The sequence below is a fragment of the Gymnodinialimonas ulvae genome (genome assembly GCF_037543845.1).
GTDB classification, from domain to species: domain Bacteria; phylum Pseudomonadota; class Alphaproteobacteria; order Rhodobacterales; family Rhodobacteraceae; genus Gymnodinialimonas; species Gymnodinialimonas ulvae.
Genome location: NZ_JBBIFX010000002.1, coordinates 573,017 through 590,516 on the forward strand (window position 1 = coordinate 573,017; position 17,500 = coordinate 590,516).

Sequence of the window (17,500 nt, forward strand, 5' to 3'; positions counted from 1 at the left end):
CGAGGGAGGAGCCAACACCATGCCGTACCGCGCACCCGTAGGGGACATTTCCTTCTGTCTGGACCACGTCGTTGGCTTCGACCGTGTCCAGAACGCCGACCTCTTCGCCGACGCCTCCAGCGATATCGTGCAGGCCATGCTGACCGAAGCGGGCCGTATCTGCGAAGAGGTGATCGCGCCGCTCAACCGCCCAAGTGATCTCCACCCCGCGACGCTTGAGAACGGCATCGTGCGCACCGCTCCGGGCATGGGCGACGGCTACCATGCGCTGGCCGAGGCGGGGTTCATGGGCATCTCAGCCGATCCCGAATACGGTGGGCTGGGCCTGCCGCATACTGTCACCACCGCCGTGAACGAGATGATCGGTGGGGCTTGCCTCTCGCTGGAACTGAACCCGCTGATGACGCAGGGCCAGATCGAGGCGTTGGAGCATCACGCCTCCGACGACATCAAGGCGCTGTATCTGCCCAAGCTGATCTCCGGGGAATGGTGCGGCACGATGAACCTGACCGAGCCGCAGGCTGGTTCCGACGTCGGCGCGCTGACCTCCAAGGCCGTGCCGAACGGCGATGGCACCTACGCTGTCTCCGGGCAGAAGATCTACATTTCCTGGGGCGACAACGACTTCACCGACAACATTGTGCATCTGGTCCTCGCCCGACTGCCCGACGCACCCTCGGGCACCAAGGGGATCAGCCTGTTCCTCGTTCCTAAGAAAATTCCGGATGCCGATGGCACGCCCGGCGTCGCAAACACGCTCAAGGTGGTCAGCCTGGAACACAAGATGGGCCTGCATGGCTCGCCGACATGCGTGATGCAATACGATGGCGCGACCGGCTGGCTGATCGGAGCGGAAAACGCCGGGCTCGCCGCGATGTTCACGATGATGAACAACGCCCGCCTCGGCGTCGCGGTGCAGGGCGTCTCCATCGCCGATGCCGCCTATCAGCACGCGCTGAGCTATGCGCTCGACCGCAAGCAGGGCAAGACCCAGGGCCCGACCGGCGCCATCGTCGACCATGCCGATGTCCGCCGTATGCTGATGGACATGAAGGCCGAAAGCTTCGCCGCCCGCGCCATGGCGCTTGATCTTGCGGTGTCCATCGACCTCGCCAAGACCGGCGACGCAAAGGCCGACGCCCGCGCCGCCTTCCTGACCCCCATCGCCAAGGCCTACGGGACCGAGACCGGCATCAAGGTCGCCAACATCGGCATTCAGGTCCACGGCGGCATGGGCTTCATCGAGGAAACCGGCGCCGCCCAATATGCCCGCGATGTCCGCGTCGCCGCGATCTACGAGGGCACCAACGGCATTCAGGCGATGGACCTTGCGGGCCGAAAGCTGATGGATGGCGGAGAGGCCGCCTTCGCCCTGCTCGATGAAATCGCCGCCACCGACGGTGCCTTCGCCCCGGTGATCCGCCCGGTGGTCGAGGCCCTGCGCGAAACGACGCACGATATCCTCGCCCGCGACATGGGCGACCGGTTCGGCGGCGCGGTGCCGTTCCTGATGGCCTATGCCCGCGTGCTCGGGGCGCATTACCACGCCAAGGCCGCCGCCGCATCCGGCGACGGTCCCCGCACAGCGCTGGCGCAGTTCTACATCACCCGCCTCCTGCCCGAAGCGCAGGCGATGATGGCCCAGGCGCGCTGCGGCTCGGACGGGCTTTATGACCTTTCGCCCGATGATCTGGCGGCGTAAGCCCGGCCCATGACCGCCCCGATCAGAACCCCGTTCGAACAGACCCCCGCCGCCTCCGACGCGGTCGAGGTCGCCGACGGTGTCCTGTGGCTGCGGATCTCGCTGCCGATGGTGCTCGACCATGTCAACGCCTACGCCCTGCGCGATGCCGATGGCTGGACGGTGATCGACACCGGGCTCAACACCAAACGCACCCGCGCGCTGTGGGAGGCCGTGTTCGACGGACCGCTGGCCGGGGCCCCGGTGCGCCGCCTGATCGTCACCCATCACCACCCCGACCATGTCGGCCTCGCCGGTTGGTTCCAGGCGCGCGGGGTGGAGCTTTGCATGACCCGCACCGCGTGGCTGTTTTCCCGCATGCTCACGCTCGATGAACAGGCGCACGCCACCGACGAGCAGGTGCAGTTCTGGATCGACGCGGGCATGGCCCCCGACGTGCTGGACAAACGCCGCTCCGAGCGTCCGTTCAACTTCGCCGATGTCGTCCACCCGATGCCGCTTGGCTTCACCCGCCTGATCGAGGGCGACACCATCGACATGGGCGGTCGGACCTGGGACATCCGCTTTGGTCACGGCCATGCCCCCGACCACGCGACCTTCTGGAGCCGCGACGACACCCTCGTCATCGGCGGGGATCAGCTTCTGGCCACGATCTCACCCAATATCGGCGTCTACGCGACCGAACCCGGCGCGGACCCCGTGGGCGACTGGATGGCGGCTTGCGAAGCGCTGCAGCCCCATGCGCGAGAGACCCAATTGGTGCTGCCCGGCCACAAACTGCCCTTCACGGGCCTGCCGTCGCGCATGCGGCAATTGATCGACAACCACCACAATGCGCTGGACCGGCTGCGCAACCATATCTCGACGCAGCCCCGCACCGCCGCAGATTGCTTCTCGCCGCTGTTCAAACGCACGATCGACGACGGCACCTATGGCCTTGCACTGGTGGAGGCCGTGGCGCACCTCAACCACCTCTATCGCATCGGCGCCGTGACCCGCGCGCGCAATGCCGACGGGGCCTGGGAATACAGCCTCGTCTGACCCTGTCGCCATGACGCGCCGCACCGCCCTCCGGTCGCGGCTTGACGCCACAGCCGCTTGGGGCTGACAGCTTCGTCAATCTGCGATATTCCTCCCCGAAACGCATTCCCAAGGACATGAAGGACCAGACCCATGGCCGACAATCACGACCACAAGCACGGTGAAATGGATATCCGTGATCAGGAAAAGACATTCGACGGCTTCGTGAAGTGGTCCACGAATGTGGCCATCATCTCGATCCTGATCGTCATCGGCCTGGCAATCTTCGCCACATGAACACCACTCTGCGTATTGCGGCGGCGGGCCTGATTGCCTTCGCGCTGGCGGGGTGTGTCGGCGAATCCGTGTGGGATTCCGATGTGGCCGTGTCGCAGGCCACCTATGTGCCGGCGGGGCCCACCACCGTGACCCTGATCACCTCCGTCAATACCAGCAACGGCTCGGGCGCGCATTCGGCGCTTCTGATCGACGGGGCGCAGCGGCTGCTGTTTGATCCGGCGGGCAATTGGCACAATCCCGGCATTCCCGAACGCAACGATGTGCTGTTCGGCATGACGCCGGGCTACATGGACCTCTATCTCGCGTTCCAATCGAACGGCGTGTTCGAGGCACATATGCACACCATCGAAGTCTCGCCTGCCGTTGCCGCGCAGCTGAGCCAGGCGGTTCAGGCCTATGGCCCCGTCGCTCCGGCCTATTGCTCGCGCTCGATCACCGAGATCCTGTCGAACACTCCGGGCTTCGGCACCGTCACGCCCGGCTTCTTCCCGAACCGCACGATGGAACAATTCGCGCAATTGCCCGGCGTCACCTACCGGCTGGTCGAAGGCACGATCTCTGATGAGCAGGACGGCTCCGATGCGGTCCTCGCCGCGCAGGTCGCCGCCGTCAACTGACGCCGCTGATCCGTTGCAGCGCTCTGCACAGCGCACAAAACAAAACCCCCGCGGCCAGGCCTCGGGGGTTTTTCGTTTTCTGATTCGCGGGTCGACCCCGGAAAGATTGCCTTACAGCATACCTTCGCGCTGCAATTTCTTGCGCGCCAGCTTGCGGGCACGGCGGATGGCTTCAGCCTTCTCGCGCGCGCGCTTTTCCGACGGCTTTTCGTAATGCTGCTTGAGCTTCATCTCACGAAAGACGCCTTCACGCTGAAGTTTTTTCTTCAGAGCGCGGAGTGCCTGATCGACGTTGTTGTCGCGAACACTGACCTGCATGTGGTGTCACCACCTTTCTAGGTTAGAATTGAACGGAAGTGCAGGAAGGGGCCGTATAGCAAGCGCCCCCTATCTTGTCCACCATGGCGCAACGGAGGCCCGAGATGACCGATCAAAGCAATGCAATCCTCGATGCGGCGATGATGCACGTCCCCTTCGACGGCTGGACCGAGACCAGCTTCACCGCCGCCGCGCAGGATGCCGATGTGCCCATGGCCGAGGCCCGCGCTCTGTTCCCGCGCGGGGCCGTGGATCTGGCACTGGCGTTTCACCGGCGCGGCGACCGGGCGCTGGCCACGCGACTGGCGCAGACCGACCTGTCGGGCATGCGCTTCCGCGAAAAAGTGACATGGGCCGTAAAGGCGCGCCTCGATGCGGTCGAAGACGACAAGGAAGCCGTCCGTCGCGGCGCCACTCTCTTTGCCCTGCCGATCTACGCCGCCGACGGCGCGCGTCTTGTGTGGGAAACCGCCGACACGATCTGGACGGGGCTCGGCGACACGTCCGAGGATCTCAACTGGTACACCAAACGCGCCACGCTCTCGGGCGTCTATTCCGCGACCGTGTTGTTCTGGCTGGGCGACGGGTCGGAAGGGCATAGCGCGACCTGGGGCTTTCTCGACCGTCGCATCGAAGATGTCATGCGGTTCGAGCAGATGAAGGCGCGGGTGCGCTCCAACGCGCTTCTGAAACCCTTTGCGCAGGGCCTGGAACGCTTCGCGGCGTCCGTCAAAGCCCCTGCGCAGCGTGCGCCTGATGATCTGCCGGGCCGCTGGCCCCCATCGCCGCGCTGACCGCCAGCGCCGCTTTGGCCTTGTGTCGCCGCCCCGCGTGGCGTGAGATGCACGCAACCACAGCGGAGGGAAACATGGCCGAGATGATGCGCGCGATCGAGATTGCCAAACCCGGAGGGCCAGAGGTCCTGCGCCTGTGCGAGCGCCCCGTGCCAAGCCCCGGCGCCGAGCAGATCCTGATCCGTATCGACCATGCCGGTGTGAACCGCCCCGACGCCCTGCAACGCGCCGGAAGCTACGCGCCGCCCAAGGGCGCCTCCGACCTGCCCGGGCTTGAGGCCGCAGGCACAGTCGAGGCCATCGGCCCCGGCGTCACCCGCTGGACGCCCGGCGACAAGGTCTGCGCGCTTTTGCCCGGCGGCGGCTACGCGGAATTTGCCACCACCCATCAAGACCACGCGCTCGCCGTGCCTATGGGTCTCACCATGGCGCAGGCCGCAGCCCTGCCCGAGACGTTTTTCACCGTCTGGACCAACGTGTTCATGCGCGCGGGCCTGACGGCGGGGCAGCGCTTTCTTGTCCACGGCGGCTCGTCCGGGATCGGCACGACCGCGATCCAACTCGCCAAGGCCTTCGGCGCACGCGTCTTTACCACCGCCGGCTCGACCGAGAAATGCGCCGCCTGCACCGCGCTGGGGGCCGAGCGCGCGATCAATTACCGCGACGAGGATTTCGTCGACATCCTGCGTGCCGAAGGCGGGGCGGACGTGATCCTCGACATGGTCGGCGGGCCCTACCTGCCGCGCAACGTCAAAGCGCTGGCCGATGACGGACACCTGCAACAGATCGCTTTCCTGCAAGGCCCGAAGGTGGAACTGAACTTCGCCCAACTCATGGTCCGCCGCCTAACGATCTCGGGCTCCACCCTGCGCCCGCAATCCGACGGCGCCAAGGCCGCCATCGCCGCCGAGCTGCGCGAAAAGGTCTGGCCTTTGTTGGATTCGGGTCGCGTGGCCCCCGTCATGGATCAGACCTTCGCGCTGCAAGACGCGGCCAAGGCGCACGCCCGCATGGAAAGCAGCGCGCATATCGGGAAGATCATGCTGAAGCTCTAGCGTCCGAACGCCGCCCACCCGGCAGCCAACCGTGTCGCCGCGGTGATCAGGCACACGGCGGTAAAACCCCACGCGATCCACGCAAACGCCTGTGGGAAAAGGCAGAACGCCACAAATACCGTGATCGTCTCGGCCCCTTCGGCGAGCCCGCCAAGATAGTAGATCCCCTTGGTCGGATAGTCCTCCGACGCCATCCCGCGCCGCTCGGCGATGATCGAAAACGCCAAAAACGATGTCCCCGTCAGGATGAAACTCGCCATCAACACCGCCCCCGGCACCGCATTGGCCGCCGGGTCGAACAGGATGAATCCCAACGGAAACGCCGCGTAGAAGACGAAGTCCAGCGTGATGTCCAGAAACGCACCGCGATCCGTTGGCGTCGTCATCCGCGCCACGGCCCCGTCAAGCCCATCGGCCAACCGGTTCAGCGCCAGCCCCAAAAGTGCCAGCCAAAAGATCCCGAACCCGGCCGCGACCGTCGCCAGAAGACCGATCCCGCAGCCCGCGAGGGTGATCTGATCCGCCCGTACGCCCCGCGCGACCAAAGCGCGGGCCAGCGGCTCCATCAAGGCGCTTTGTAGCGGAACAAGTCGGGCATCTATCATGCGCGACCCCTTAAAAGGGGCAGGGTGGTGGCGTCAATGCACAGATAAGTCAGGTGCGGTGACGAAGCCGCCACAACATCACCGCCATCGCGCAGGGCACAAGCGCCAGACCGCCGAGGCCCTGCAACGTTCCGACCGGCCCCAGCACGGGCAGCATCGCCTGACCCGCAATCGGCGCAAGGGCCGAGGCGGTCAAAACCGGCAAGGCCAGCCGCGCCATCGTCGCCGGATACCGCTCTGCCCCGAACGTCTCAAGCGGCACGGTGCCGCGCGCGATGGTCCACAGTCCGAGCCCGCCGCCATAGACGATCAGGCACAAAGCCGCGGGCGCGCCGAACGACAGGCTCAACAACCCCGCACAGACCGCGATGGTCGAGACCAGCATCGTGACAACGGCCGAATGCCGCCCGCCGCCAAGCATCTCCAACAGGCGTGCGCTGACTTGTGAAGGGCCGATCAGCGCGCCCAGGGCCGCCGCCACCGCAAGGCTGTATCCGCTGGCGATCAGGATCGGCGGCAGGTGCAGCGCGATGGTCGAGAAGATGAACACAAGGCACACGCCCGCGACGGCCAGCGCCTGCAATTGCGGCGCCCGCCAGCCGATGGGCTCCGGCGCAGGCGGCGGTTTGCCCGCTGCCATCCGGGGCGCGTGCGGCAGCAGCCCTAGGCACAGCGGCAGGCTGATGCACAGGTGCAGCGCCGCATAGGCCATGCAGGCCCCGCGCCAGCCCCAGGCCTCGACCAACACCGCCGACAGCGGCCAGCAGATCGTCGCGCTGAACCCGCCCAACAGCGTCAGCGCGGTGATCGCCCGCCGCGCATCGCCGCCGAAGATCCGGCTGAGCGTGGAAAACGCCGCCTCATAGAGCGACGCCGCCATCGCAAGGCCCACGATGATCCACGCCGCCAGGTACACCAGCACGCCCGGCGCCCATGCCATCACCAAAAGGCCAAGGCTCATCAACCCCACGCCGCCCGCCATCACCGCGCGCCCGCCGCGCAAGTATATCGCGCGCCCGACCGGCTTGGCGGCCAGCCCCGAGATCACAAGCGCCAGGGAAATTCCGCCCATAACCGCCAATCCCGGCCATCCGGTGTCCGCCGCGATGGGCTGGCCCAGGATCGACAAAAGGTAGAACGAACTGCCCCAGGTCAGGATCTGCACAATCCCCAGCGCCGCGATGATCGGCCAGCGATCACGCAACCCTCGCCGCCGCCTCCACCGCCTCCACATGGGCGGGCAAGCCCCCCAGATCGGGCAATTCATGATAGCGCGGATGCCCCTCCGGCGTCTCCGCGTGTTCCAGAGCCCAGGTCAGGCCATGGGGCACATAGACGGCCCATGCGCCCGCGTCCAAAGCCGGGACCACGTCGGATTTCATCGAATTGCCGATCATCATCGCGCGGCGCGCGCCACCATGGTCGGCGAAGGCGCGCGTATATACATCGGGCACCTTGTCCGACACGATCTCCACGCCCGCGAACATGTCGCCCAACCCGCTTGCGGCCAGCTTCTGCTCCTGATGCAGCAGATCGCCCTTGGTGATCAGGATCAGCGGATAGCGATCCGCCAACGCGCCCAACGTCCCTTCGACATGGGGCAGCAATTCGATCGGGTGGCGCAGCATCTCCTGCCCCATCTCAAGGATTTGCCCGACAACCTTTCCATCGACCCGGCCCTCGGTCACCTCCACCGCCGTCTCGATCATCGACAACATGAAGCCTTTGATCCCGAACCCGTAATGCCCGACATTCTTCTGCTCCGCCTCCAACAAGCGCTCCTTCAGGTGCGCGCCCTCGGCATGATCGGCCAGCAGTTCGGCGAAACGCGTCTCCGTCATGCGGAAGAAACTTTCGTTCTGCCACAGCGTGTCATCCGCATCGAATCCGATTACGCTAAGCTCAGACACGCGCAGCCCCTCTTTTCTGTTGCCCTATTCGTCTTATATAATGCTGCCTCAGCGCAGGCGATGATAGCGGGATTTCCGAGTACATGACGACCGATTGGTACATGATGGCCGACAAACGCGATGACACCGAAGACGGCAACGGCGACGGTGATGTGTCGCTTGCGACCAAGACCAAACCCAAGACGCAGCGTCCGCCGATGTACAAGGTGCTGTTGCTCAACGACGATTACACCCCGATGGAATTCGTGGTGCATGTGCTCGAACGCTTCTTCGGCATCACGCATAGCCAAGCGGTTGAGATCATGCTGACCGTACACAAGAAGGGCCTCGCCGTCGTTGGCGTGTTCTCCTACGAGATCGCCGAAACCAAGGTCGCGCAGGTGATGGATTTCGCCCGCCGCAACCAGCATCCCCTGCAATGCACGATGGAGAAAGAGGAATAATCCTCTCACCCCATGACCCCCGACAGATGGATCCTTGCAATCGAGGGCGGCGATATCGACCCGCCCTCCGGTCCCGTGCTGGTCATGGGCGCGCGCAGTGATGCGGACTTCTCCGCATTGGGCGACGTCACCTGCGTGCAGGGCTTTGCGCCGGATTTCGACCGCCTGACTGCCCGCGGCCTTCAGGTCGTAACCGAAGCCGAGGGCACGTTTGACGCCGCCCTTGTCCAGATCACCAAATCCCGCGCGGGTACGCTTTCGGGTGTCGCCGAGGCGCTGGGCCACCTCGCCCCCGGTGGCCTCCTGATGGTCGACGGCCAGAAGGAGGAAGGCGTTGAGGCCATCGTCAAACAGCTCAAAACGCACTTTGACCTCGACGGCGTGATGTCGAAATCCCATGGCAAACTCGCGTGGCTGACCCGCCCCGATACGATCCCCGATGCCGTCGCGGACTGGATCGCCGCGCCGTCCGAGATCGACGAAGGCTATGTCACCGTCCCCGGCGGCTTCTCCGTCGATGCGCCGGACCGTGGCTCCGAACTCCTCGTGGCACTGGTGCCCGCGCTCTCGGGGCGTGTGGCCGATTACGGCGCCGGGTGGGGCTACATTGCGGGTGAGATCCTTTCCGAGCAGGACAGTATCGACACAATCGACCTGATCGAGGCCGACCACGCCATGTGCGAGGCTGCGCAGATCAACATCGACGATCCGCGCGCCCGCTTCCACTGGGCCGATGTCACCCGCTACACCGCCGACACGCCCTATGATGCCATCGTATGCAACCCGCCGTTCCACACCGGGCGGCGCGCCGATCCCGACCTTGGCCGCGCCTTCATTCAGGCGGCGGCAGCTAACCTTACGCCAAGGGGGCGCTTTTTCATGGTCGCCAACCGGCATTTGCCCTATGAAGATACGCTCAAGGCGTGCTTCGGAACGGGCCGCCTGCTTGGAGAACTCGAAGGCTACAAGATCTACGAGGCCGCAAAGCCCAAACGCCCGAAGCGTTAAAGCCCCGGCCACCGCCAGTTCAATCATCCAAAGGATTTCCAGATGGGTCTTTCCATCCAGGGCAAAACCGCCATCATCACCGGCGCCGCCAACGGCGTGGGCCTTGCCATCGCGCGCCATTTCATCGACCAGGGCGCCAAGGTCATGCTGGCGGACCGCGACAAGGCGCGCCTCAAGGACGAATGTGGCGATATCGACGGGGCCGAAGATAACATCCGCTACTTCGCGGGCGATCTGCGCGAACGGCTGACCATCGAGAACCTGATTTCGGCCACCATCGACGCCTATGACCGCATCGATATCCTTGTGAATGCCAGCCGGCAGATCCTCACAACCGATCCGCTCGATCCCCATGACACCTCCGTCGAGGCCATGCTGGAACAAAACACCTTCACCGCCCTGCGTCTGGGGCAGGCGGTGGCCAAACGCATGATCGCCCAGGCCGAAGCCTCCGAACAGGAAGACGGCCCCGCAGGCTCGATCATCAACCTGTCGTCGATTGCCGCCCGGCGCACCCATCTCGACCTGATGGGATATTCCATCGCCACCGCCGCCCTGGATCAGGCCACGCGCAGCCTTGCCGTCGCCCTCGCCCCGCATCGCATCCGCGTCAACGGCGTGGCCTTCGGCTCCGTCATGTCCGCCAGTCTCAAGGACAGCCTCAGCGAAACCGACGGCCTGCGGCAGGAGATCCGCGAATGCACCCCGCTGGGCCGCATCGCCTCCGCGCGCGAGGTCACGTCAGCGGTGCAATTCCTCGCCTCCGATGGCGCGGGCTTCGTCACCGGTGAAACGCTCACCGTCGACGGCGGCCGCACCCTGCTCGATAGCGTCACCACGGCTGCGCATTAATCCCGCGACCTATCCGGCCACCTGATCGCAATCGGCGTCCGAGATTTGCGCGCGCATCCATCCCCGGGCCAGTGTTGACCCGGACGGGCCCGTGACGATTGTCGCGAATATGAACGGCCCCCTCGGCCAATATCCTGACACCATGCCCTGACCGGGTTGCAGCGTTCCGATCACCGGGGCGGTGTCGGACGCGCCGGATCGCACCGGGATCGGCGCGCCGCGATAGCCCCAGCAGGCCCACCCAAGGTGATCGGTGGCGGGAATATCCTGCAGGCTGTTGTAAAATGCATGGGCCTCTCGCATCGCCGCCGATGGCCCCGCGCCGGTGTTGATCGAACACCCAACCTGCTCTTCTCCGCCTCGAATGAAGCCGACCAATTCCGCATCCTCCGCCGACAGATTGGGCTGCGACGTCGAGCAGTCCGAATTGTCGAACAACGCCTGCCCAAGCGTCGAGTTGAAGCAATAGCCATAGCGATCAATGATCAAATTCCGCGTCAGCCACGCATCCTCGCAAAAATCCAACGCCGCCGCCGGGGCGCTCAGGCCCGCGCTGATCCCCAAAACCGCAAGGATCGTCCTGAAAAAACCCTGTCGCATTTCAAATCCCCTTTACGAATTGTTCCTCAGTCTAACCCGCGATCCACTCGCAAATCTCGTCGCTCATTTCGATCCCCTGGACCCAGCCATGGGCAACCGGGTTGAAATCGGCATCGCTGACCGTGATGTATTCCCACCCGGCGGGCATCGGCACGTGGGCAAAGCCGAAGTTTTGCCCCGGCTCCAATTGCCCGAGGACGCTGGTGCTGGAGGACATGCCTGCATGAAGCGCCCGCACCGGCCCGCGATATCCGCCGCAGCCATGTTCCGTGTCCGCCCGGATCGGCACCGTCCATAGCTCCGCCAACCGCGCCAGCCAGGGTGCGGTGCTTGGGTCAAGTGCGGTGGCAGAGATATCCACGGCGCAGCCGAAATCGTTCTCCAGCATCTGCAACCGCGACACGATCTCCGCATCCAGCGGCAGAAGCGGGCGCCGCCCCGGGGTGCAATCGGAATTGTCGAAAATCGCCTGCCCCAGCGGCGTGGTGAAACACTGCCCCGCGCGGTCCATGACAGTGTTCCGGCTGAGCCAGATTTCCTGACACCACGCGCCGGTCTGCGCGGTCGCCGGTGCGCCATACAAGAAAGGGAACAGGATCAGCGCAAGGCGTTTCATCTATCGAGCGGCTCCGGGTGTCTTGCCGAAGCTTACCCGATTCCCGACCGAAGCAAAGTCGCCTTTGCGGCCCCGCGCGGTCCCAAAACCGCTCCAATGCGGACCAGCCGTTAACCATCGGGTTAAGATCAGGTTAACGAAAACAGCTTTCTATAATTAAAACAAGGGATTGACCCCTCTGCGCACGCGTGCACAAAGGGGTCATGCGACGTTATTTGCCGTCTTGATCGTCGTCGTCCTCGTCATCATCCCCGCCTTCGGGCAGGTTGAAGAAGCTGTCGGCGTCCGGCGTGACCTCGGGCTCGGGCTTCTCGTCATCGCCGCTGCCAAGCGTGAAGGTCTCAAGCCCCGCGATCGCCGCCGGAACCGCCGGTTCGGGATCCATCGACAGCGAGGTTTCGGTCGAGACCAGCTTGCGCCGCTCGTCATCCGTCATCGCCGTGCCGTCCACGGCCTTCTTGGCATTGGCCTTCTGAACCGCCGCATCCAATTCCGTCTGCTTGCACAGACCCAGCGCCACGGGATCAATCGGCTGGATGTTGTTGATGTTCCAATGCGTCCGCTCGCGGATCGCCTGGATCGTCGGCTTCGTCGTGCCCACCAGCTTGGAGATCTGCCCATCGGTCAGTTCCGGGTGGAATTTCACCAGCCAAAGGATCGACGCCGGGCGGTCCTGCCGCTTCGACAAAGGCGTATACCGCGGCCCGCGCCGCTTTTCCTCGCCCACAGCCGCGGCATAGAACTTCAGCTTCAGCTTGTGTGACGGATCCTTCTCCGCCGCGTCGATCTCGTCCTGCGTCAGCTGATTGTTCACGATCGGGTCGAACCCCTTCACGCCCGCAGCCACATCGCCATCGGCAATCCCCTGCACCTCAAGATCGTGCAGGCCACAGAAGTCGCCGATCTGCTTGAAGCTCAGCGTGGTGTTGTCGACCAACCAGACGGCTGTGGCTTTCGCCATGATGGGTTTGTTCATATCAGGCCTCCAAGGCTCACATCACATACGAGGAAAGACCGGTGGAGCCGGGTGCGATGGCCGGGCCGTCGCGGTTCCTCGATTTCAGGGAAATCGCTCGCTATATAGGCGTGATCGACAGGCGAGGGAACCCCCGGAATGAAACGACTGATTTGCGCGCTGATCTGCGCTGCGGGCCTGGCACAGGCCGAGGGCGAGCCTGCGGGCGAGTTTGACTACTACGTCCTCGCACTGAGCTGGACGCCAACATGGTGCGCGATTGAAGGCGATGATCGCGACAGCCCGCAATGCGACGCAGGGCAGGGATACGGCTTCACCCTGCATGGCCTCTGGCCGCAATATGAAACCGGCTGGCCAAGCTATTGCCCCACGGCACTGCGCGCGCCCTCGCGGGGCATGACCGGAGAGATGACCGATATCATGGGCAGCTCCGGCCTCGCTTGGCACCAATGGCGCAAACACGGCGTTTGCACCGGTCTGGAGGCTGCCGATTACTACGCGCTCAGCCGCGTGGCCTACGACAGCATCACCCGCCCCGATCTTCTGCGCCAACTCGACCGCGAAGTCCGCCTGCCCGCCGCCGTGATCGAGGAGGCCTTCCTGGAGGTGAACCCGCAACTGGACGCGGACATGCTGACGGTGACCTGCCGGGCCAACCGGATACAGGAGATCCGCATCTGCCTGACGCGCGACATGGAACCACGCGCTTGCGGTGGCGACGTGATCCGCGATTGCGCCTCCTCCGATGCCCTGTTCTCTCCGATGCGCTGACCGCAAGCGGGCCGCCTCTGCGCCGGGTGGCAAACTGAGGCAGGGGGCTGTCTGCCCCCGCCGCTCCCTTCAGGAGCGACTCCCCCGAAGGTTTTCCGGCAAGATGAAAGACGCGCTTTACCGGTCCTTAAGCGTCAGAAGGCACCATGAAGGCGCGTCGATAGGTGAGGACCGACTCGGCGTGCAAGGTGAAGACCCCCATTCGTCGGAGAAGCAGGCCAGTGATTGGGCCCCGGCCGATGGATGGGGTGACACCCTTTCATCTTGCCAGAAAAACCTCCGCCGGAGGCCTCGGAGCGCTCAACCTCGGCACCACGGTCATATAACGCCCTGACGCCACCACCCGCGCCGATCCACTCAAAAAAATGCAGCTTTGCTGCGCAATATACACACCGGTCACAACGCCTTTCGCGCGCGCAACGCCGCGGAAATCGTGCCATCGTCGAGGAAATCCAACTCCCCCCCGATCGGCACCCCCTGGGCCAGCGACGTCAGGCTCACACCGGCCCCCGCCAACTCGTCGGCGATGTAATGCGCCGTCGTCTGGCCATCGACCGTCGCGTTCAGCGCCAGGATCACCTCCGTGATCCCCTCATCTGCCATTCGCCCCTTCAACCGCGGGATCCGCAGATCCTCGGGCCCCACATCATCAAGCGCCGACAACGTGCCTCCCAACACATGATAGCGCCCCTTGAACGCGCCGCCGCGCTCCATGGCCCACAAATCGGCGACATCCTCGACCACGCACAATTCCCCCGTCGCGCGGCGCTGATCGGCGCAGATCCCGCACAGATCATCCGTCCCGATGTTCCCGCAATTCACGCATTCGCGCGCCGTCTCGGCCACGCGCGCCATCGTCTCGGCCAGCGGTCGCATCAACGCGCCGCGCTTCTTGATCAGTGTCAGGACCGCACGCCGCGCCGACCGGGGCCCCAACCCCGGCAAGCGGGCCATGATCCCGATCAGCTCTTCAATATCTTTGGGCGTGTCGGCCAAGACCTTAGAACGGCATTTTCACGCCAGAGGGCAGACCCATTTCCTCGGTGAGGCGCCCCATTTCTTCGTCGTGCTTGTCGCGCGCCTTGCTTTGCGCGTCCTTGATCGCGGCCAGGATGAGGTCCTCGACCACTTCCTTGTCGTCCTGGTTGAAGATCGACGGATCGATATCCAAAGCGGTCAATTCACCCTTCGCGGTCGCCGTCGCCTTCACCAGCCCCGCGCCGCTTTCGCCCTGCACCGTCATCGTGGCGAGGTCGTCTTGCATCTGGGCCATCTTGCCCTGCAATTCCTGCGCCTGTTTCATCATCTTGGCCATGTCGCCAAGACCGCCCAAACCCTTCATCATCGTCCTGCTCTCCAGATGGAATATGTCTGCCCAACAGATACGCTGCACAGAGCAGGGCGGCAAGACAACGCAATCTTGACAAAAAGAATCAGAAATGCGAGACCCGATACGAGGCACCGTATCGGCACCCGGACATTCAACTTTGAAAGGCCGGACCTGATGACACTCAGAATTGTGCTGACTCTGACCCCGCTTCTCCCCCTATTGGCCTCCTTGCCAGCCCTCGCGCAGGACGCACCACCAGACGCGCTAATTGCCGCGCTACAAGACGGCGGTCACGTTATTTACATCCGCCACGCCCAGACCGAGTCCGACTACGCGGACCAGGTCACCGCAGACCCCCTGAATTGCGCCACCCAGCGCGTGCTCAGCCGCACCGGCTGGCAGCAAGCGCTCCATATCGGCGCGATGGTCGAGGGCCACGGCATCCCCGTCGGTGACGTTGTGACCAGCCAATATTGTAGAGCATGGCAAACGGCAGGTCTCGCCTTCGGGACCTATGCCGAAAACGCCGCACTGAATTTCGAGCCGGCTGAAGAGTATACAGACGCCCAATTTGAAGCGATGCGGTCGCGGGTCGAGCCCTTGATCGCTGCCCCAATCGAAGCAGGGACAAATCGCATCATTGTGGGCCATGACGATCCATTCGAAGCCGTGACGGGGATTTATCCTGAACCGCAAGGGGTCGCTTATGTGCTGCGCGTCGCCGATGGAACGATTGAGGTTCTTGGCGAGATTGCGCCGGATGCCTGGCCTCAGCCCTAGACCGTCAGCAGTGCGGGCGATGGTCAAATGAGGTGTCGCCCTCACTCATCCTCAAACGGATCCCAATCTTCCGCCTCTTCCAGCGCTTCAACCGCCGCCTCGGCTTCGATTTCCGCGTGCGACCGGATCTCGGAAATCTTGGCGTTCGGGAAGCGCGACAACACCGCTTGCATCAACGGATGCGCGGTCACTTCGGCCTCCAACTCGTTGCGCTTGGCCTGTTCTTGTTCTTCGATTGTCTCGCCACCACCCTCGGCGGCGACCGTGATGCCCCAACGCGCGCCGGTGGCCGTCTGCAACATCCGTCCCAGCCGGGGGATCAGGTCTTTGGGCGCACGCTCGGTCGTCTGCACTTCGATCCGGCCGGGCGCGTAGGACACCAGCCGAAGCCCCGTTTTCACCTCGATCAACAGCTTGATATCGCGGGCCTGTTCGACCAGCGCCACGACGCTTTCGAACGTCGGATAAACACTCAGGTCCGGACCGGCCTGCGGCGCCAACGCGGCCTGCGGCCCACCGCCGCCCATCGGCGCGGTCCCGGTCGTGCGCGCCTTCGGGCCGGGTCCCAACGCAGGTCCTCCGCCGCCGCCGCCCCCCGAGGGCGCGCCGCCGGTGGGGCGCTCCATCTGGCTCAGTTTTTTCACCAGATCACCGGGGCTCGGCAATTCCGCCACATGGGTCAGGCGGATCACGGCCATCTCGGCGGCCATCATCGCGTTGGGCGCAATCGCCACCTCTTCCAGTGCCTTGAGAAGCATCTGCCACATCCGGGTCAGCACCCGCATCGGCAACTTCTCCGCCAGCGCCAAGCCCCGCGTGCGCTCATCGGGCGAGATCGTAGGATCCTCCGCCGCCTCCGCCGTGATCGAGATCACCGACAACCAATGCGTGATCTCCGCCAGATCGCGCAGCACCGCCACAGGGTCCGCCCCATCGGCATATTGCCCGCCCAATTCGTCGAGCGCCTTTGCCGCATCTCCCGCCATGATCGCTTCGAACAGGTCCATCACACGGCCCCGATCGGCGAGGCCCAACATCGCACGTACCTGATCCGCCGTCGTCTCCCCCGCACCATGGGCAATCGCCTGATCCAAGAGGCTCATGGCATCGCGCACCGACCCTTCGGCGGCCCGCGTGATCAACGCCAGCGCATCCTCGGCAATCGCGGCACCTTCAAGGCCTGCCACCTTCTGCAAATGCGCGATCATCACCTCGGGCTCGATCCGGCGCAGGTCAAACCGCTGACACCGGCTCAACACGGTGACCGGAACCTTGCGGATCTCGGTCGTGGCGAACAGGAATTTCACATGCGCGGGCGGCTCTTCCAGCGTCTTCAAAAGCGCGTTGAACGCACTCGTCGACAGCATGTGAACCTCGTCGATGATGAAGATCTTGTAGCGCGCTGTCGCGGCCCGGTAGCTCACCGTCTCGATGATCGCGTCGCGGATATTCTGCACGCCGGTGTTGGAGGCCGCATCCATCTCCATCACGTCGACATGCCGCCCCTCGGCGATGGCCACACAATTCTCGCACACGCCGCAGGGGTCCGTGGTCGGCCCGCCGTCGCCGTCCGGCCCGATGCAATTCAGCCCCTTGGCGATGATCCGCGCCGTGGTTGTCTTGCCGGTCCCGCGGATACCGGTCAGCATGAAAGCCTGCGCAATCCGGTCGGCCTCGAACGCGTTCTTCAGCGTGCGCACCATCGCCTCCTGTCCGATCAGATCGGCAAAGGTGGCGGGCCGGTATTTCCGGGCCAGAACCTGATAGGTGGGTTGGTCGTCGCTGCTCATGGGAATCCGTCTT

General features: G+C 64.4%; 21 protein-coding genes. 11 read left to right on the plus strand and 10 right to left on the minus strand.

What is annotated here, in order from left to right; genetic code table 11:
• Positions 1-19 precede the first annotated feature (19 nt).
• The 4 genes from V8J83_RS12710 (at position 20) to V8J83_RS12725 (ending at position 3,639) form a co-directional block, all read left to right on the plus strand.
• Positions 20-1,702: an acyl-CoA dehydrogenase gene (locus V8J83_RS12710; RefSeq protein WP_339986762.1), complete on the plus strand. Its 1,683-nt coding sequence runs from the start codon at positions 20-22 to the stop codon at positions 1,700-1,702.
• A 9-nt stretch (positions 1,703-1,711) separates the two neighbouring features.
• Positions 1,712-2,743, plus strand: a complete 1,032-nt coding sequence (locus V8J83_RS12715; RefSeq protein ID WP_339986763.1) for an MBL fold metallo-hydrolase — start codon at positions 1,712-1,714, stop codon at positions 2,741-2,743.
• A gap of 132 nt (positions 2,744-2,875) precedes the next feature.
• Complete coding sequence (locus V8J83_RS12720) at positions 2,876-3,019, plus strand: aa3-type cytochrome c oxidase subunit IV (RefSeq protein WP_339986764.1); 144 nt, start codon at positions 2,876-2,878, stop codon at positions 3,017-3,019.
• Positions 3,016-3,639, plus strand: a complete 624-nt coding sequence (locus tag V8J83_RS12725; protein ID WP_339986765.1) for a hypothetical protein — start codon at positions 3,016-3,018, stop codon at positions 3,637-3,639. The genes V8J83_RS12720 and V8J83_RS12725 overlap by 4 nt, the downstream gene beginning before the upstream one ends.
• Positions 3,640-3,750: 111 nt before the next feature.
• On the opposite strand, the gene rpsU is transcribed toward V8J83_RS12725, so the two are convergent.
• Complete coding sequence (gene rpsU / locus V8J83_RS12730; protein WP_011457005.1) at positions 3,751-3,957, minus strand: 30S ribosomal protein S21; 207 nt, start codon at positions 3,955-3,957, stop codon at positions 3,751-3,753.
• A 104-nt stretch (positions 3,958-4,061) separates the two neighbouring features.
• On the opposite strand from rpsU, the gene V8J83_RS12735 reads away from it, so the two are divergent.
• The gene (locus tag V8J83_RS12735; RefSeq protein WP_339986766.1) at positions 4,062-4,751 is read left to right on the plus strand and encodes a COQ9 family protein; all 690 of its coding nucleotides are present in this window, start codon (positions 4,062-4,064) and stop codon (positions 4,749-4,751) included.
• Between the two features lie 74 nt (positions 4,752-4,825).
• Positions 4,826-5,806 carry an NAD(P)H-quinone oxidoreductase gene (locus tag V8J83_RS12740; protein ID WP_339986767.1) on the plus strand — a complete coding sequence of 327 codons (981 nt, stop codon included), beginning with the start codon at positions 4,826-4,828 and terminating at the stop codon, positions 5,804-5,806.
• Here V8J83_RS12740 and V8J83_RS12745 read toward each other — a convergent pair.
• From V8J83_RS12745 to V8J83_RS12755, 3 genes are read right to left on the minus strand one after another with little or no spacing between them, the layout of a single operon-like run.
• Positions 5,803-6,411: a CDP-alcohol phosphatidyltransferase family protein gene (locus V8J83_RS12745; RefSeq protein WP_339986768.1), complete on the minus strand. Its 609-nt coding sequence runs from the start codon at positions 6,409-6,411 to the stop codon at positions 5,803-5,805. The genes V8J83_RS12740 and V8J83_RS12745 overlap by 4 nt on opposite strands.
• A gap of 49 nt (positions 6,412-6,460) precedes the next feature.
• A complete protein-coding gene (locus tag V8J83_RS12750; protein WP_339986769.1) occupies positions 6,461-7,615 on the minus strand; it encodes an MFS transporter in 1,155 nt (384 codons plus the stop codon).
• Entirely contained in the window at positions 7,608-8,321 is a 714-nt protein-coding gene (locus tag V8J83_RS12755; protein WP_339986770.1) for an HAD family hydrolase, read from the minus strand. The genes V8J83_RS12750 and V8J83_RS12755 overlap by 8 nt, the downstream gene beginning before the upstream one ends.
• 83 nt (positions 8,322-8,404) lie before the next feature.
• Here V8J83_RS12755 and clpS point away from each other — a divergent pair, with 83 nt between their 5' ends.
• The 3 genes from clpS to V8J83_RS12770 are packed head-to-tail and all read left to right on the plus strand — an operon-like array spanning position 8,405 to position 10,624.
• Positions 8,405-8,764, plus strand: a complete 360-nt coding sequence (gene clpS, locus V8J83_RS12760) for an ATP-dependent Clp protease adapter ClpS (RefSeq protein ID WP_339986771.1) — start codon at positions 8,405-8,407, stop codon at positions 8,762-8,764.
• Between the two features lie 12 nt (positions 8,765-8,776).
• Positions 8,777-9,772, plus strand: a complete 996-nt coding sequence (locus V8J83_RS12765) for a class I SAM-dependent methyltransferase (RefSeq protein WP_339986772.1) — start codon at positions 8,777-8,779, stop codon at positions 9,770-9,772.
• Between the two features lie 42 nt (positions 9,773-9,814).
• Complete coding sequence (locus V8J83_RS12770) at positions 9,815-10,624, plus strand: SDR family NAD(P)-dependent oxidoreductase (protein WP_339986773.1); 810 nt, start codon at positions 9,815-9,817, stop codon at positions 10,622-10,624.
• 9 nt (positions 10,625-10,633) lie between these two features.
• Here V8J83_RS12770 and V8J83_RS12775 read toward each other — a convergent pair whose 3' ends face one another.
• From V8J83_RS12775 to V8J83_RS12785, 3 genes are all read right to left on the minus strand, one after another.
• On the minus strand, positions 10,634-11,224 hold the full coding sequence (locus V8J83_RS12775; RefSeq protein WP_339986774.1) for a DUF4453 domain-containing protein: 591 nt from the start codon (positions 11,222-11,224) through the stop codon (positions 10,634-10,636).
• A 31-nt stretch (positions 11,225-11,255) separates the two neighbouring features.
• Positions 11,256-11,840 carry a DUF4453 domain-containing protein gene (locus V8J83_RS12780; RefSeq protein WP_339986775.1) on the minus strand — a complete coding sequence of 195 codons (585 nt, stop codon included), beginning with the start codon at positions 11,838-11,840 and terminating at the stop codon, positions 11,256-11,258.
• A 211-nt stretch (positions 11,841-12,051) separates the two neighbouring features.
• A complete protein-coding gene (locus tag V8J83_RS12785) occupies positions 12,052-12,816 on the minus strand; it encodes a DUF1013 domain-containing protein (RefSeq protein ID WP_339986776.1) in 765 nt (254 codons plus the stop codon).
• 138 nt (positions 12,817-12,954) lie between these two features.
• Here V8J83_RS12785 and V8J83_RS12790 point away from each other — a divergent pair, with 138 nt between their 5' ends.
• Positions 12,955-13,587, plus strand: coding sequence for a ribonuclease T2 family protein (locus V8J83_RS12790; RefSeq protein ID WP_339986777.1), 633 nt, complete (start codon positions 12,955-12,957; stop codon positions 13,585-13,587).
• A 396-nt stretch (positions 13,588-13,983) separates the two neighbouring features.
• On the opposite strand, the gene recR is transcribed toward V8J83_RS12790, so the two are convergent.
• A complete protein-coding gene (recR, locus tag V8J83_RS12795; RefSeq protein ID WP_339986778.1) occupies positions 13,984-14,583 on the minus strand; it encodes a recombination mediator RecR in 600 nt (199 codons plus the stop codon).
• Positions 14,584-14,587: 4 nt separating this feature from the next.
• Positions 14,588-14,932, minus strand: a complete 345-nt coding sequence (locus V8J83_RS12800; protein ID WP_339986779.1) for a YbaB/EbfC family nucleoid-associated protein — start codon at positions 14,930-14,932, stop codon at positions 14,588-14,590.
• 159 nt (positions 14,933-15,091) lie between these two features.
• Between V8J83_RS12800 and V8J83_RS12805 the strand changes: the two genes are divergently transcribed.
• Positions 15,092-15,697, plus strand: a complete 606-nt coding sequence (locus tag V8J83_RS12805) for a histidine phosphatase family protein (protein ID WP_339986780.1) — start codon at positions 15,092-15,094, stop codon at positions 15,695-15,697.
• A 41-nt stretch (positions 15,698-15,738) separates the two neighbouring features.
• Here V8J83_RS12805 and V8J83_RS12810 read toward each other — a convergent pair whose 3' ends face one another.
• Positions 15,739-17,487, minus strand: coding sequence for a DNA polymerase III subunit gamma/tau (locus V8J83_RS12810; protein WP_339986781.1), 1,749 nt, complete (start codon positions 17,485-17,487; stop codon positions 15,739-15,741).
• Between the last annotated feature and the right edge of the window lie 13 nt (positions 17,488-17,500).

Bases quoted from the DNA above. Each gene is read 5' to 3' on its own strand.
- V8J83_RS12710 (WP_339986762.1), top strand. From the start codon at position 20: ATGCCGTACCGCGCACCCGTAGGGGACATTTCCTTCTGTCTGGACCAC.
- V8J83_RS12715 (WP_339986763.1), top strand. From the start codon at position 1,712: ATGACCGCCCCGATCAGAACCCCGTTCGAACAGACCCCCGCCGCCTCC.
- V8J83_RS12720 (WP_339986764.1), top strand. From the start codon at position 2,876: ATGGCCGACAATCACGACCACAAGCACGGTGAAATGGATATCCGTGAT.
- V8J83_RS12725 (WP_339986765.1), top strand. From the start codon at position 3,016: ATGAACACCACTCTGCGTATTGCGGCGGCGGGCCTGATTGCCTTCGCG.
- rpsU (WP_011457005.1), bottom strand. From the start codon at position 3,957: ATGCAGGTCAGTGTTCGCGACAACAACGTCGATCAGGCACTCCGCGCT.
- V8J83_RS12735 (WP_339986766.1), top strand. From the start codon at position 4,062: ATGACCGATCAAAGCAATGCAATCCTCGATGCGGCGATGATGCACGTC.
- V8J83_RS12740 (WP_339986767.1), top strand. From the start codon at position 4,826: ATGGCCGAGATGATGCGCGCGATCGAGATTGCCAAACCCGGAGGGCCA.
- V8J83_RS12745 (WP_339986768.1), bottom strand. From the start codon at position 6,411: ATGATAGATGCCCGACTTGTTCCGCTACAAAGCGCCTTGATGGAGCCG.
- clpS (WP_339986771.1), top strand. From the start codon at position 8,405: ATGACGACCGATTGGTACATGATGGCCGACAAACGCGATGACACCGAA.
- V8J83_RS12765 (WP_339986772.1), top strand. From the start codon at position 8,777: ATGACCCCCGACAGATGGATCCTTGCAATCGAGGGCGGCGATATCGAC.
- V8J83_RS12770 (WP_339986773.1), top strand. From the start codon at position 9,815: ATGGGTCTTTCCATCCAGGGCAAAACCGCCATCATCACCGGCGCCGCC.
- V8J83_RS12775 (WP_339986774.1), bottom strand. From the start codon at position 11,224: ATGCGACAGGGTTTTTTCAGGACGATCCTTGCGGTTTTGGGGATCAGC.
- V8J83_RS12780 (WP_339986775.1), bottom strand. From the start codon at position 11,840: ATGAAACGCCTTGCGCTGATCCTGTTCCCTTTCTTGTATGGCGCACCG.
- V8J83_RS12785 (WP_339986776.1), bottom strand. From the start codon at position 12,816: ATGAACAAACCCATCATGGCGAAAGCCACAGCCGTCTGGTTGGTCGAC.
- V8J83_RS12790 (WP_339986777.1), top strand. From the start codon at position 12,955: ATGAAACGACTGATTTGCGCGCTGATCTGCGCTGCGGGCCTGGCACAG.
- V8J83_RS12800 (WP_339986779.1), bottom strand. From the start codon at position 14,932: ATGATGAAGGGTTTGGGCGGTCTTGGCGACATGGCCAAGATGATGAAA.
- V8J83_RS12805 (WP_339986780.1), top strand. From the start codon at position 15,092: ATGACACTCAGAATTGTGCTGACTCTGACCCCGCTTCTCCCCCTATTG.
- V8J83_RS12810 (WP_339986781.1), bottom strand. From the start codon at position 17,487: ATGAGCAGCGACGACCAACCCACCTATCAGGTTCTGGCCCGGAAATAC.